This window comes from Stenotrophomonas sp. SMYL11, assembly GCF_036320005.1.
GTDB classification, from domain to species: domain Bacteria; phylum Pseudomonadota; class Gammaproteobacteria; order Xanthomonadales; family Xanthomonadaceae; genus Stenotrophomonas; species Stenotrophomonas maltophilia_A.
This window is the reverse complement of sequence record NZ_JAWIRS010000002.1, coordinates 99,761-112,957: the sequence shown is the minus strand read 5'-3', so window position 1 is coordinate 112,957 and position 13,197 is coordinate 99,761. Positions and strand designations below refer to the sequence as shown.

Sequence of the window (13,197 nt, the reverse complement as noted above, 5' to 3'; positions counted from 1 at the left end):
CCCGATGAAGCTGCGTATCCTCACGCTTGGCCTGGCCTCCGCCATGCTTGCCGCCTGTGGCGGTGGCAACGGCGGCGCGCAGGACAGCCAGGTCCTGAACGTCTACAACTACAGCGATTACATCGCCGAGGACACCATTCCGACCTTCGAGAAGGAGAGCGGGATCAAGGTGACCTACGATGTGTTCGACAGCGATGAGATGGTCGAGACCAAGCTGCTGGCCGGCAACAGCGGCTATGACGTGGTGGTGCCGACCCTGAACTTCTTCGGCCGCCAGATCCAGGCCGGCGTGTTCCTGCCGCTGGACAAGAGCAAGATCCCGAACCTGGCCAACCTCGATCCGGCGGTGATGAAGCGCATCGCCACCCAGGACCCGGGCAACCAGTACGGCGTCCCGTACATGATCGGCACCACCGGCATCGGCTACAACGTGGAGATGCTGAAGCAGCGCTTTGGCGGCAGCACCGACATCGCCAACAGCTGGGACCTGGTGTTCAAGCCGGAGAACATCAGCAAGATGAAGGACTGCGGCGTGACCATCCTGGACACGCCGGCGGACATGATTCCGATCGCGCTGCATTACCTGGGCCTGGACCCGCACAGCGGTGACCCGGCCGAGCTGCAGAAGGCGGCCGACCTGCTGAAGTCGATCCGCCCGTACGTGCAGAATTTCCACTCCTCGCAGTACGTGGGTTCGCTGGCCAACGGTGGTACCTGCCTGGTGGTCGGCTGGTCCGGTGACATCATCCAGGCGCGCGACCGCGCCGAGGAAGCCAGCAATGGCGTGCACGTGGCCTATTCGATCCCGGAGGAAGGCGCCCCGCAGTGGTTCGACATGCTGGCGATCCCGAAGGATGCCAAGCACCCGGAAGCCGCTTACGCGTTCATCAACTACCTGCTGCAGCCGAAGGTTGCCGCGGCCAACACCAACTTCATCCACTACGCCAACCCGGTGCCGACCGCGACCCCGCTGGTGGATGAGGCGATCCGTACCGATCCGACCATCTACCCGCCGGCCGACGTGGCCGAGAAGATGTTCACCTATTCGATCAACACGCCGGAGACCGACAAGCTCTACACCCGGCTGTGGACCGAGGTGAAGACCGGCCGCTGAGCCGGTCTGGCGCCGCCGGGCCTTGCCCGGCGGAACGCTTCACCCTTGGCCGGGGGCGGTATCGCCACCCTGGCCAAGGTGCCGCAGGATGGCCGGCAGCAGGTCGCGTGCATCGCGGCCGCCGTTGCACAGGAACGATGAACTCATCCGCTGCAGATTGTGCATGCCGATGAAGAACAACCCCGGATGCGGCGAAACGCCGAATTCGCCGAGCGGATAACCATGCGCGTCCAGCGCGCCCTGCACGTCCAGCCAAGGCCATTCGGCAACGAAGCCGGTGGCCAGTACCACCGAGCGGATGCCTGCGGCCTGCAGATCCAGTTCACGCGGGGCGGCGTCCGGCTCCCAGTGCAGATAGACCTCTTCGGGAATGTAGCGGGCATCGTCGGTGCGCGGTTCGGGCCGCGTGGCGTAGTACGCGCTGGCCAGCGAATCGAGATAGGCATATTCGGTCCGTGTCGCCTCGATCGCGGTGCGCAGCTGCGGGCGGACATCGGCAAAGCGGGCGGTGTTTCCACTGAATTCCTGCAACCGGCCCAGCAGCCTGATGCCTGCGCGGTGCATCGCCAGCAGGCTGATCGAGCTGCCCAGGCCGGCACGTCCCTTGCCGGAAATCAGCGGAAATTCGGCGGTGCGGGCCTTGCGCAGCGCATCCGGTTCTCCGGCCAGGACGGCGGCCGCTTCACTCACGTGCTGGTGGATGCGCCCGGCCATATCCCACCAGGTCATCGAGTCCTTGCCGCGCAGCCGGCGGGTATGCGAATGACGCTGGGCCAGTGACCAGTAAACGCTGCGACCTCTGTCGCGCAGGTCCTGGGCGATCTGCGCGCCGGACTGGCCGCCACCGATGACCAGCACGGCGCCATCGGGCAGCTGGCGGGGGCTGCGGTAGTCGCCGGAGTGCAGCACCGTCAGACCCGGCGCGGGCGCGAACGGGACCCGGGGCATCCGCGCGCGGCGGTATTCACCGGTGGCGACCACAACCGCCCCAGCCCGGATCAATCCGTGGCTGGTTCCGATGGCATAGCCGCCCGATTCGGACGTGACCCGCTGAACTGCACAACCTTCGCTGATCGGCAACGAGCGTTCGTCGGCATAGTCGCGCAGCCGCCGGATCACCTCCGGGGCCCCCATGAAGCCTTCCGGGTCGTCACCCGCATAGGCATGGCCATGCAGGGCCATCGTCGCGTTGGCGGTGTTGGTCTGGAACGACTCCCAGCGCCGCTGCCAGCTGGCGCCCACGGTTTCGGCCTCCAGCACGCGATGCTCGACGCCGGCCTCCTGCAGGACCGCGCTGAGTGACAGTCCTGCCTGGCCGGCGCCGATGATCACGACGTCAAGCGGCGTAGATGCGGGCGGGCAGCAGGGGAGAACCGGTGATGATTCGGATTGGGCCATGTCGGATTCACTGGAGGGTCGATGTGATTCCCCAATGACAGCGCGTGCCGGGTCAATGATTTCCGCTCTGAAAAACGTTGCATCTGCATGGATTGGCCACGGGCCAAGGCGGAGGCGTTGGTCGCCGGGCGTCGGTATCGTTCTGCCAACGGGCCATTGGCGACATGACGATGGTCGGTTCTGACGCTGATGCGATGGCCACGTTCACTCCGCGTCGGCGCCGTCTGCCCTACCTTCCCGTACGGCACTGACCACAGCCACGAGACGATGACCGAACAGCCCCAGCGCGACGACACCGCCCACGACGATGAGAACGAGCGGCAGAAGGAGTACGCCAAGCCCTCACCGCTGAAGAACCCCAAGGTGCGGTGGATGCTGGCAATCATCGGCATCCTCGTCGTGCTGGTGCTGATCGCTTGGCTGGCCTATCACCTTCTGGTCGGCCGCTACCTGCAGGACACCAACAATGCCTACCTGCAGGCCGACGCCGTGGCGGTCGCCCCGCGCATCAACGGCTACGTCACCGAGGTGCTGGTGCAGGACAACCAGTGGGTCAAGGCCGGCGAACCGCTGCTGCGCATCGACCCGCGCACCTATCGCGCCACCCTGGACCAGGCCGAGGCGGTGATCGCCGTCCGCGAGGCCGATATCGCGGCGGCCACCGCCGGCGTACAGGGCCAGCAGTCCAGCCTGCTCCAGGCCCGCACCCAACTCACCGCTGCCACCGCCTCGCTGCGTTTCGGCAAGGCCGAGCTGGCCCGCTTCACCCCGCTGGCCGCCAGTGGCGCCGACACCCACGAACACGTGGAAAGCCTGCGCCACGACGTCGAACGCGCGCAGGCCCAGTACGACGCGGCCAAGGCACAGATCCAGGGCGCGCAGAGCCAGATCGAGGCCAGCCAGGCGCAGCTGGAACAGGCCCAGGCCGGGCTCAAGCAGGCGCAGGCCGATGCCGCGCAGGCACGGGTCGCCTTCGAGGACACCGAGCTGCGCGCGCGCATCGACGGGCGCGTTGGCAACAAGACCGTGCAGGTGGGCCAGTTCGTTGCTGCCGGCACGCGCACGATGACCATCGTGCCGGTCGAATCGCTGTACCTCAGCGCCAACTTCAAGGAAACCCAGGTGGGGTTGATGCGCGCCGGACAGCCCGCCGAGATCAAGGTCGATGCGCTGCCGGGCACCACCCTGCAGGGCACGGTGGAAAGCATCTCGCCGGGTACCGGCTCGCAGTTCGCGCTGCTGCCCCCGCAGAACGCCACCGGCAACTTCACCAAGGTCGTGCAGCGCGTGCCGGTACGCATCCGTGTCGATGCCGGAGCCGAGGCGCGCAAGGTACTGGTGCCGGGCATGTCGGTGGAAGTGACGGTCGATACGCGCAATGCCAAGGACGCGCGCGAGCGCACCCGCGACGAGGCCGAGGCCACGGCCGCACCGGCGCGATGAACGCCACCACCGCCCCCGCAGCGCCCGCCGCCGGAGGCAAGGCCGATGCCGGTGCGTGGCTGGCCGTGGCGGCCGGCACCATCGGCTCGTTCATGGCCACGCTGGATATCTCCATCGTCAACGCAGCGCTGCCCACCATCCAGGGCGAAGTCGGCGCCAGCGGCACCGAGGGCACCTGGATCTCCACCGCCTTCCTGGTCTCGGAAATCGTGATGATTCCGCTGACCGGCTGGTTCGTGCGCACGCTGGGCCTGCGCACCTTCCTGCTGATCTGCGCCACGCTGTTCACCGCGTTCTCGGTGATGTGCGGCCTGGCCGATTCGCTGCCAATGATGATCGCTGGCCGGGTAGGGCAGGGCTTTGCCGGCGGTGCGCTGATCCCCACGGCGCTGACCATCGTCGGCACGCGGCTGCCACCGAAGCAGCAGCCGCTGGGCACCGCGCTGTTCGGCATGACCGTCATCCTCGGCCCGGTGATCGGCCCGCTGCTGGGCGGCTGGCTGACCGAGAACGTCAGCTGGCACTACGCGTTCTTCATCAACGTGCCGATCTGCGCGGGCCTGGTTGCCTTGCTGCTGCTCGGCCTGCCGCATGAGAAATCGAACTGGGGCGGGCTGCTGCGCGCGGACTGGCTGGGCATCATCGGCATGACCGCCGGCCTGTCCGCGCTGACCGTGGTACTGGAAGACGGCCAGCGCGAGCGCTGGTTCGAATCGACGATGATCGTGGTGCTCAGCATCGTCTCGCTGCTGGGGTTTGCCCTGCTCGCGCTTTCGCAGTTCACCAGCAAGGCGCCGGTCATCCGCCTCAACATCCTGTTCCAGCGCAGTTTCGGCGCAGTGTTCGTGATGGTGATGGCGGTGGGCATGATCCTGTTCGGTGTCATGTACATGATCCCGCAGTTCCTGGCGATCATCGCCGGCTACAACACCGAACAGGCCGGTTACGTGCTGCTGCTGGCCGGCCTGCCGACCATCCTGCTGATGCCGTTGATGCCGAAGATGCTCGAAACGGTGGACGTGCGCATCATGGTGTTTGGCGGGATGCTGTGCTTTGCCGCCGCCTGCTTCGTCAATCTGGGCCTGACCCCGGACAGCGTCGGCCCGCACTTTGTCATCGGCCAGCTGTTGCAGGGCTGCGGGCTGGCGCTGGCGATGATGGCGCTGAACCAGGCCGCCATCACCTCGGTGCCGCGCGAATACACCAGCGATGCCTCGGGCCTGTTCAACGCCGCGCGCAATCTGGGCGGTTCGATCGGCCTGGCAATCATCTCCACCTTCCAGGAGCGCCGTACCACATTGCACGTGGATGCCATCGGCAGCAGCGTCACCGCCAATTCGACCGTGGCCCAGGATGCGCTGCATGCTTACGGCCAACAGCTGGGCGACGCCACGCAGGCGCTGGCGGTGCTGGCCCAGACCGTGCAGATGCAGGCGATGGTGATGGCCTACAACGACCTGTTCTGGATCTTCGGCCTGATCGTGGTGGCGACCCTGCCACTGGTTTTCCTGCTCAAGCCCCTGCCCAAGGGCGTTCCATTGGCGATGCACTGATGACTTCGACGACCTTGCCTGTTTCCCCGGCCCTGTCCCTTCGCCTGCGCCGCCTGTGGCCAGCCACGGTGCCGCTGCTGCTGGCCGGCTGCATGCTGGGGCCGGATTACGTGAAGCCGGACGTTGCCGGCGATGCCACCGCACAGGCACGGCTGCCACGCGCCGTGCAGGCCGACGTTCAGCCGGCCACGCCACCCAGCCAATGGTGGCGCGCGCTGAATGACCCGCTGCTGGACCAGCTGGTGGACGAGGCGCTGCGCAACAGCCCCAACCTGCGTGCGGCCCAGGCCAAGCTGCTGGCCTCGCGCGCGCTGCAGCGCCAGCGCCGTGCCGAGCAGCTGCCCAAGGTGGGGGCAGTCGCCGGCTACGCCAACGTCACGGCGCCCGATTCCCTGGAAGACAGCGTGCGCGGCCTTGGCGAGAACATCGCCGGCGTGGCCGAAGCCAACGGCCGCCCTCAGGAAGCTACGCAGCTGCGCGAGCAGTTCGCTGATATCGATCTTGACACCGAACTGTACGTGGTCGGTTTCGACGCCAGCTGGGAACTGGATCTGTTCGGGCGCCGACGCCGCGCAGCCGAGCAGGCAGCCGCCGAGGCCGAGGCCAATGCGGCAGCACTGGCCGACGCACAGGTGCAGCTGGCCGCCGAGCTGACCCAGGTCTACCTGGGCTACCGCAGCAGCCGCGAGCGTATCGCCCTGGCCGAACACAACCTCCGCGCCGCCGATGAAAGCCTGCAGCTGAACCGCCAGCGCCGCCAGCGCGGTGCAGATTCGGACCTTCAGGTGGAACGGGCGCAGGCCCAGCTGCAACAGCAGCAGGCCGCGCTGCCGCCACTGCAGGCACAGGCCGATGAGGCGCGCGATGTGCTGGCCCTGATGGTTGGCCGCGAGCCCGGTGCACTGGATGCGCGGCTGGCGGCGGACCAGCCGCTGCCAGCGCTGCCGGCCCGCGTGCCGGTGGATGATGCGGGCGCGCTTATCCAGCGCCGGCCGGATGTACGCAAGGCCGAGCGCGAGCTGGCAGCTTCGTCGGCGCAGATCGGCCAGGCCCTCTCGGCGTACTTTCCGCAGGTGACGCTGTTGGGCAGCATCGGCGCCGGAGCCACTTCGCTGTCCGACCTGGGGCGGGATTCGGCGGCCACGATCGTTGCTCCGTTCCTGCGCTGGTCGCTGTTGGATTTCGGCGTGAACAAGGCCCGTGTAGCGCAGGCCCGGGCGGGTAACGAGGCCAGGCTGGCGGCCTACGAGGGCACGGTGCTGGCGGCGCTGCAGGATGCGAACACCGCGCTGGCGCGGTTCGGCGCTGCGCGGCAGCAGTTGCAGGCCAGTGTCCGCGCCGAGGCTTCGGCCGACCGCTCGCTGGGCCTGATGAGCCAGCGTCGGCAGGCTGGGGCGACCTCGCAGATCGACCTGCTGGACGTGCAGCGCCAGCGCCTGCAGGCCCAGGATGCCGCCGCACAGGCGCGCCTGCAGCTGCTGGTGCGCTATGTGGCCCTGCAGAAGAGCCTGGGCCTGGGCTGGCAGGAGGCGCCGCCGGTGGCCATCCGCTGATGGCCCCGATGGGCATGGCGGGACGGCCGCTATCCACCGCCCGGGTGGTTGCCGATCGTTGGTCAGCGCGCCTTTAAGTGAAGGCGAATGCCGTGCAGTCCATCAGCGATGGAAGCAGCCACGATGAAAAGCGCTGCGGGGGCGCAGGGGTGAAGCGGGTGCAGCCGCTTTTCCCCCGCTGAGAATTCCGTGGCGCAGGGGCGCAGTGTCAAAAAATGCGGGAAAATGGCGAGTGGATCAGTATTCGTTCGTCGACTTCTTGCATTTTCATCCTCATGTCACGGACGCTTGTCGTCCATGCATCTCGTCGTCCACATATCTCAAGGAAGTGAATAATGAAAGCCATATCCTGGATTGGTTCCGCAATCATATTTCTGGCTGGGGCTGCTTCTGCAAATGCGCAGTTGTCCGTGCAGATGAAGCAGGCAGCAGGAGCCGCCATGGCTGACGTCGTGGTCCACGTCACCTACATCAATTCCGGCGCAGAGGCGCTCAGCATTCCCGAGAGGGGGCTGCCCAGAGTCCTGCAGGATGGAAGGCTGTGGAATGATGCGTTTCTTGTCGTTTCGCAGGATGGAGATGCAGCTGCATATCGCGGAATCATTGCCCACTTGAGTGCCGCAGCTCGAGAGAAGACGCTGACGCTGGAGCCTGGGCAGCGGCTTGTTCGACAGGTCAATCTTTCCCTTAACTATGAGCTTCGTCCGGGTCAGACATACAAGATTTCCGCTCCGATTCTTAGATACCGGATTCTTGACGGTACGGCGGCCGCAGGAGCGGCCGCGATCGACAAGGAGGCTTCCACATCTCCCGTCTCGATGCTGATCGTCGCTCCGCTGCCTCGTGCAGGTCAGCGCGCCGAAACTGCGCCGCAGGAGGCATCCCGAGTGGCATCCTGCCCGCCAGCCCGATTAAAGGAGGTAACGGCGGGAATTGCCGCTGCGGCGGGTATCGCCCGCAGTTCGAAGAACTATCTGGAGTCGCTTTATGGATATGAGTTTGGAGAATCATCCATTATCGTGACGTTCAAAGAGACTGCTCGCTACAGGTCGTGGTTCGGTGAGCATGGTGATCCTAACATTGCAAATCCGGTCAATGACCGGATCAGAAAGACAGTCTCGGGAGTCGCTACCCGGTTCGCATTGCTCAAGCAACCTTCTTGCGATTGCCCGGAAGAGATGGTTGGAGACACCAATGCCTGGATCTCCACTGCAGTTCCCTATGTTGTGAATTATTGCCCACGTTTTTTCGATCTCCCGGTAGGTCCCAATGTGCCCTCTGGGTCAAAGGCGGCGACCATCTACCATGAGGTAACTCATTTTTCCGATACCTTCGCACTTGGAACGACCGATTTGGACGAGCAGTTTCCAAGCCCGGAAGACGCGCGCTACGTCGCTAGGACGGCGCGTGATCTGGCATCTGAGCACTCATACGGATACGAGTACTTTGCTGACAATCATGGCAATGAGAACTGATCGGCGGCGCGTGAAGGGAGGTGTTACTTTGTAACAATTGTGCTGGTGCGTGGGGGAGCGGGCGGGAATGACGGGGCCGTGGGCAATGCCTCGGCGTCCTCTTGCCAGCTCCCGTCATATCCCCTGCGGCCCCCGGCCGTTAGAATGGCGGCCGCTGTCCACCGCCCGCTCCCGGAGCCCCCATGCCCGTTGAAGCCCAGCCGGTAGCCACCGTCGTCGACACGACCGGTGCGCCCGGCTATCTCTCCATTCGTGACCTGCGCAAGGAATTCGACGGTTTTGTCGCCGTCGACGACGTCAACCTGGACGTGCGCAAGGGCGAAATCTTTGCCCTGCTCGGTGGCTCCGGCAGTGGCAAATCGACCCTGCTGCGCTGTCTGGGTGGCTTCGAGACGCCCACCAAGGGCAGCATCACCCTCGACGGCCAGCGCCTGGACGCACTGCCGCCGTACCAGCGGCCGGTCAACATGATGTTCCAGTCCTACGCCCTGTTCCCGCACATGACGGTCGAGCAGAACATCGCCTTCGGCCTCAAGCAGGACGGGATGGCAAAGGACGCGATCAGCAAGCGCGTGGGCGAGATGCTGGACCTGGTGCAGATGGGGCACCTGGGCAAGCGCAAGCCGCATCAGCTGTCCGGCGGCCAGCAGCAGCGCGTGGCGCTGGCGCGGTCGCTGGCCAAAGGGCCGAAGCTGCTGTTGCTGGACGAGCCGATGGGTGCGCTGGACAAGAAACTGCGCTCGCAGATGCAGCTGGAACTGGTCAGCATCATCGAATCGTCGGGCGTGACCTGCGTGATGGTCACCCACGACCAGGAAGAAGCGATGACCATGGCCACCCGCATCGCGGTGATGGATGCCGGCTGGATCCAGCAGGTCGGCAAGCCGGACGAGGTCTACGAGCAGCCGGCCAACCGCTTCGTCGCCGAGTTCATCGGTTCGGTCAACCTGTTCGACGGGGTGATCGACGAGGATCTTCCCGAGTACGTGACCGTGCGCTCGCCGCTGTTCCCGGCGCCGATCTACATCGCCCATGGCATCACCTGCTATGAAGGGCAACCGGTCGCGTTCGCGCTGCGCCCGGAGAAGGTGATGATCGGCAAGGACGAGCCGGAAGGGCACACCAACAAGGCGCAGGGCGTGATCGAGGACATTGCCTACTTCGGCAGCCACTCGGTCTACCACGTGCGCCTGCCCAGCGGTGCCAAGGTGCTGGCCAACTTCGCCAACTCGCAGCGCTGGGCCAGTGATGGCTTGACCTGGGGCGACGAGGTGTGGGTGCACTGGCGCGACAACGACGGCGTGGTGCTGACCTCATGAGCGCGGCGGGCCTGAAGCGCTGGCTGCCGGGGCTGCGTGCCACGGTGATCGGCATTCCGTACCTGTGGCTGCTGCTGTTCTTCGCAGTGCCGTTCCTGATCGTGCTGATGATCAGCTTCTCGCTCAGCCGGGTCGGCTCGCCGCCGTACACCTGGCTGCTGCAGTACGCCGACGGCGGCTTCTCGCTGAAGCTGAACCTGGAAAACTACCTGGCGCTGTTCCGCGATTCGATCTATGCGCAGGCGTTCCTGAGCTCGATCAAGATCTCGGCGATCTCCACTTTCCTGACCCTGCTGATCGGCTACCCGATGGCTTATGCCATCGCGCGCCTGTCGCCGGCCGCGCGCAACGTGGCGATGATGCTGGTGGTGCTGCCGTCGTGGACCTCGTTCCTGATCCGCGTGTATGCATGGAAGGCGATCCTGGACCGCAACGGCCTGCTCGACCAGTTCCTGCAGTTCACCGGCCTGCAGACGCTGATGACGTCGATGGGCCTGCCGAAACTGCAGCTGATCGACACCCCGACCGCCGCCTACATCGGCATCGTCTACTGCTACCTGCCGTTCATGGTGCTGCCGTTGTACGCCAATCTGGTCAAGCATGACCACCGCCTGCTGGAAGCCGCCTACGACCTCGGTGCCAAGCCGTGGCAGGCGTTCCTGCGCATTACCCTGCCGCTGTCCAAGGCCGGCATCATCGCCGGCTGCATGCTGGTGATGATTCCGGCCATTGGTGAATTCGTGATTCCGGAAATGCTGGGTGGCTCGGAAACGCTGATGGTCGGCCGCCAGCTGTGGAATGAATTCTTCAACAACCGCAACTGGCCGGGTGCCTCGGCGATGGCGGTGGCGATGATCCTGTTGCTGCTGGTGCCGATCCTGCTGTTCAACCGTTCCCAGCAGCGCCTGCTGGAAGGGAAGCAGGCATGAGCCCGCGTAGCGCCAAGGGCCTCGGGCTGGGCGTGCTGCTGCTCGGCTTCGCCTTCCTGTACCTGCCGATCCTGTTGTTGATGTTCTATTCGTTCAACAGCTCGCGGCTGGCGATGGTCTGGGCCGGGTTCTCCACCCGCGCCTACAGCGACCTGTTCGCCGACCGCGCGCTGATGGATGCGATGTGGACCAGCCTGGTGGTCGCGTTCTGGACCGCCTGTACCGCCACCGTGCTGGGCACGCTGGCGGCGATGGTGATGACGCGCTTCAAGCGCTTCCGTGGCAAGCCGCTGTTCGGCGCGCTGGTGACCGCGCCGCTGGTGATGCCGGATGTGATCCTCGGCTTCTCGCTGATGGCGCTGCTGGCCTCGATGGGTGCGATTCCCGGCTTCCCGGCACGTGGCTTGACCACCATCTGGATCGCCCACGTCACCTTCACCCTGTGCTTCGTCACCGTGGTGGTGTCCTCGCGCCTGCAGGAAATGGACCTGTCGCTGGAGGAAGCGGCGATGGACCTGGGCGCGAGCCGGCTGACCGTGTTCGGGCGCATCACCCTGCCGATCATCGCGCCGGCGCTGGTGGCCGGTTGGCTGCTGGCGTTCACCCTGTCGCTGGATGACGTGGTGGTGGCCAGCTTCGTCGCCACACCGGGCTCGACCACGCTGCCGATGAAGGTGTTCGCCTCGGTGCGCATGGGCATCAGCCCGAAGATCAATGCACTGGCCACGCTGCTGGTGTCGGCGGTATCGATCGCCGCGGTGATCGGCTGGTACATCAATGCCCGCGCCGAGAAACGGCGCCAGCGCGACCTGCAGCTGGCGCGGCAGGACAACGGCTGAGCACACGGCCTGTCGACAGCGCCGGCAACATCCGGCTCACGGCCGGCGGCGCACAATGGGGGTCTTCCAGATGGAGATCCCCCATGACCGTCGAGATTGTCGATCCGGCCACCGGCCAGGTGACCTACCGCCATGAACTGATGGGTGCTGCCGACATCGAGCAACGCCTGCAGGCCGCAGCCGATGCATTCCCTGGCTGGGCCGAGCGCTCGCTGCAGGAGCGGGGGGCGATCCTCAAGCAGATCGCTGGCCAACTGCGTGCGCACCGCGATGATCTGCAGCAGGCGATGACCCACGAGATGGGCAAGCTCAAGGCAGAGGCGTTGGCCGAGGTCGACAAGTGCGCGGCGGCCTGCGAGTTCTACGCCGACCACGCGGCCGACTACCTCAAGCCGCAGCTGATCGACACCGAAGCCCAGCGCAGCTACGTGCGCTACGAGCCGATCGGCTGCGTGTTCGCGGTGATGCCGTGGAATTTCCCGATCTGGCAGGTGTTCCGTTTCCTGGCCCCAGCCTTCATGGCTGGCAACGTGGCCCTGCTCAAGCACGCCAGCAATGTGCCCCAGTGTGCCGACCTGATCCTGGCGGTATGCCGTGACGGTGGCCTGCCTGACGGCGTGTTCGATGTACTGCACATCGACAACGACCAGGCCGCCGAGGTGCTGCGCGACGCACGGGTGAAGGCGGTGACACTGACCGGCAGCGAGCGGGCAGGGCGCTCGATCGCATCCAACGCGGGCAGCCAGCTGAAGAAGTCGGTGATGGAGCTGGGTGGCAGCGATGCCTTCGTGGTGCTCGACGATGCCGACCTCGACAAGACCGTGGCGGCGGCGGTGAAGTCGCGCTTCGACAACAGCGGACAGACCTGCATCGCGGCCAAGCGCTTCATCGTGGTCGAGGCGGTGGCCGATGAGTTCACTCGGCGCTTCGTGGAAGCCGCGGACGAGCGCCAGTACGGCGATCCCAATGAGCGTGGCACCACGCTGGCGCCGATGGCCCGTGCCGACCTGCGTGACGAACTGCACAAGCAGGTGCAGGCCAGCGTGGCCAAGGGGGCGCGGGTGCTGGTGGGTGGTGAGCCGATTGCCGGCACCCATGCCGGCTATCCGGCGACCGTGCTCGATCAGGTCGGCCCGGGCATGCCCGCGTATGACGAGGAACTGTTCGGTCCGGTGGCCGCGGTGATCCGGGTTGCCGATGAGGCCGAAGCACTGCGCGTGGCCAACGACACCCGCTTCGGCCTGGGCGGCAGCGTGTGGACGCGCGATCCAGTGCGCGGCGAACGTTTCGCGCAGCGCATGGAATGCGGTGCAGCGTTCGTCAACGCCATCGTCAAGAGCGACGCGCGGCTGCCGTTCGGCGGCAGCAAACAGTCCGGTTTCGGCCGGGAGCTGGCCGACCACGGCATCCATGAGTTCATGAACATCAAAACGGTCTACGTGGCCTGATTCCGCTTCTGTAGCGTCGAGCCATGCTCGACTGCTCTGCGCTCTCGTAGAGTCGAGGGGGGGGGGGGGGGGGGGAGGGCATCACAAGGGGCACACAGCCCCATAGCCGCGCCAGCGACAAAGATA

The 13,197-nt window shown here is 65.7% G+C and carries 10 protein-coding genes; 9 read left to right on the top strand and 1 reads right to left on the bottom strand.

What is annotated here, in order from left to right:
* Positions 1 to 4 precede the first annotated feature (4 nt).
* Positions 5 to 1,114 carry a polyamine ABC transporter substrate-binding protein gene (locus tag V3B46_RS04475; RefSeq protein ID WP_329891222.1) on the top strand — a complete coding sequence of 370 codons (1,110 nt, stop codon included), beginning with the start codon at positions 5 to 7 and terminating at the stop codon, positions 1,112 to 1,114.
* Between the two features lie 39 nt (positions 1,115 to 1,153).
* On the opposite strand, the gene V3B46_RS04470 is transcribed toward V3B46_RS04475, so the two are convergent.
* Positions 1,154 to 2,446, bottom strand: coding sequence for a flavin-containing monooxygenase (locus V3B46_RS04470; RefSeq protein WP_329891221.1), 1,293 nt, complete (start codon positions 2,444 to 2,446; stop codon positions 1,154 to 1,156).
* 333 nt (positions 2,447 to 2,779) lie between these two features.
* Here V3B46_RS04470 and V3B46_RS04465 point away from each other — a divergent pair, with 333 nt between their 5' ends.
* The 8 genes from V3B46_RS04465 (at position 2,780) to V3B46_RS04430 (ending at position 13,071) form a co-directional block, all read left to right on the top strand.
* Positions 2,780 to 3,955, top strand: coding sequence for an HlyD family secretion protein (locus V3B46_RS04465; protein ID WP_154262981.1), 1,176 nt, complete (start codon positions 2,780 to 2,782; stop codon positions 3,953 to 3,955).
* Positions 3,952 to 5,508, top strand: a complete 1,557-nt coding sequence (locus V3B46_RS04460; protein ID WP_154262982.1) for a DHA2 family efflux MFS transporter permease subunit — start codon at positions 3,952 to 3,954, stop codon at positions 5,506 to 5,508. The genes V3B46_RS04465 and V3B46_RS04460 overlap by 4 nt, the downstream gene beginning before the upstream one ends.
* A complete protein-coding gene (locus V3B46_RS04455; protein WP_154262984.1) occupies positions 5,508 to 7,061 on the top strand; it encodes an efflux transporter outer membrane subunit in 1,554 nt (517 codons plus the stop codon). Before V3B46_RS04460 ends, V3B46_RS04455 begins: the two co-directional genes overlap by 1 nt.
* Before the next feature lie 335 nt (positions 7,062 to 7,396).
* Entirely contained in the window at positions 7,397 to 8,536 is a 1,140-nt protein-coding gene (locus tag V3B46_RS04450; protein WP_154262985.1) for a M35 family metallo-endopeptidase, read from the top strand.
* A 182-nt stretch (positions 8,537 to 8,718) separates the two neighbouring features.
* Positions 8,719 to 9,855, top strand: a complete 1,137-nt coding sequence (locus V3B46_RS04445) for an ABC transporter ATP-binding protein (protein WP_329891220.1) — start codon at positions 8,719 to 8,721, stop codon at positions 9,853 to 9,855.
* A complete protein-coding gene (locus tag V3B46_RS04440) occupies positions 9,852 to 10,784 on the top strand; it encodes an ABC transporter permease subunit (protein ID WP_329891219.1) in 933 nt (310 codons plus the stop codon). Before V3B46_RS04445 ends, V3B46_RS04440 begins: the two co-directional genes overlap by 4 nt.
* Positions 10,781 to 11,623: an ABC transporter permease subunit gene (locus tag V3B46_RS04435; protein ID WP_008267688.1), complete on the top strand. Its 843-nt coding sequence runs from the start codon at positions 10,781 to 10,783 to the stop codon at positions 11,621 to 11,623. Before V3B46_RS04440 ends, V3B46_RS04435 begins: the two co-directional genes overlap by 4 nt.
* 83 nt (positions 11,624 to 11,706) lie before the next feature.
* The gene (locus V3B46_RS04430; protein ID WP_329891218.1) at positions 11,707 to 13,071 is read left to right on the top strand and encodes an NAD-dependent succinate-semialdehyde dehydrogenase; all 1,365 of its coding nucleotides are present in this window, start codon (positions 11,707 to 11,709) and stop codon (positions 13,069 to 13,071) included.
* Positions 13,072 to 13,197 lie beyond the last annotated feature (126 nt).

Excerpts from the sequence above, each read along its gene's own strand:
- V3B46_RS04475 (WP_329891222.1), top strand. The coding sequence starts at position 5 with ATGAAGCTGCGTATCCTCACGCTTGGCCTGGCCTCCGCCATGCTTGCC.
- V3B46_RS04465 (WP_154262981.1), top strand. The coding sequence starts at position 2,780 with ATGACCGAACAGCCCCAGCGCGACGACACCGCCCACGACGATGAGAAC.
- V3B46_RS04460 (WP_154262982.1), top strand. The coding sequence starts at position 3,952 with ATGAACGCCACCACCGCCCCCGCAGCGCCCGCCGCCGGAGGCAAGGCC.
- V3B46_RS04455 (WP_154262984.1), top strand. The coding sequence starts at position 5,508 with ATGACTTCGACGACCTTGCCTGTTTCCCCGGCCCTGTCCCTTCGCCTG.
- V3B46_RS04450 (WP_154262985.1), top strand. The coding sequence starts at position 7,397 with ATGAAAGCCATATCCTGGATTGGTTCCGCAATCATATTTCTGGCTGGG.
- V3B46_RS04445 (WP_329891220.1), top strand. The coding sequence starts at position 8,719 with ATGCCCGTTGAAGCCCAGCCGGTAGCCACCGTCGTCGACACGACCGGT.
- V3B46_RS04440 (WP_329891219.1), top strand. The coding sequence starts at position 9,852 with ATGAGCGCGGCGGGCCTGAAGCGCTGGCTGCCGGGGCTGCGTGCCACG.
- V3B46_RS04435 (WP_008267688.1), top strand. The coding sequence starts at position 10,781 with ATGAGCCCGCGTAGCGCCAAGGGCCTCGGGCTGGGCGTGCTGCTGCTC.
- V3B46_RS04430 (WP_329891218.1), top strand. The coding sequence starts at position 11,707 with ATGACCGTCGAGATTGTCGATCCGGCCACCGGCCAGGTGACCTACCGC.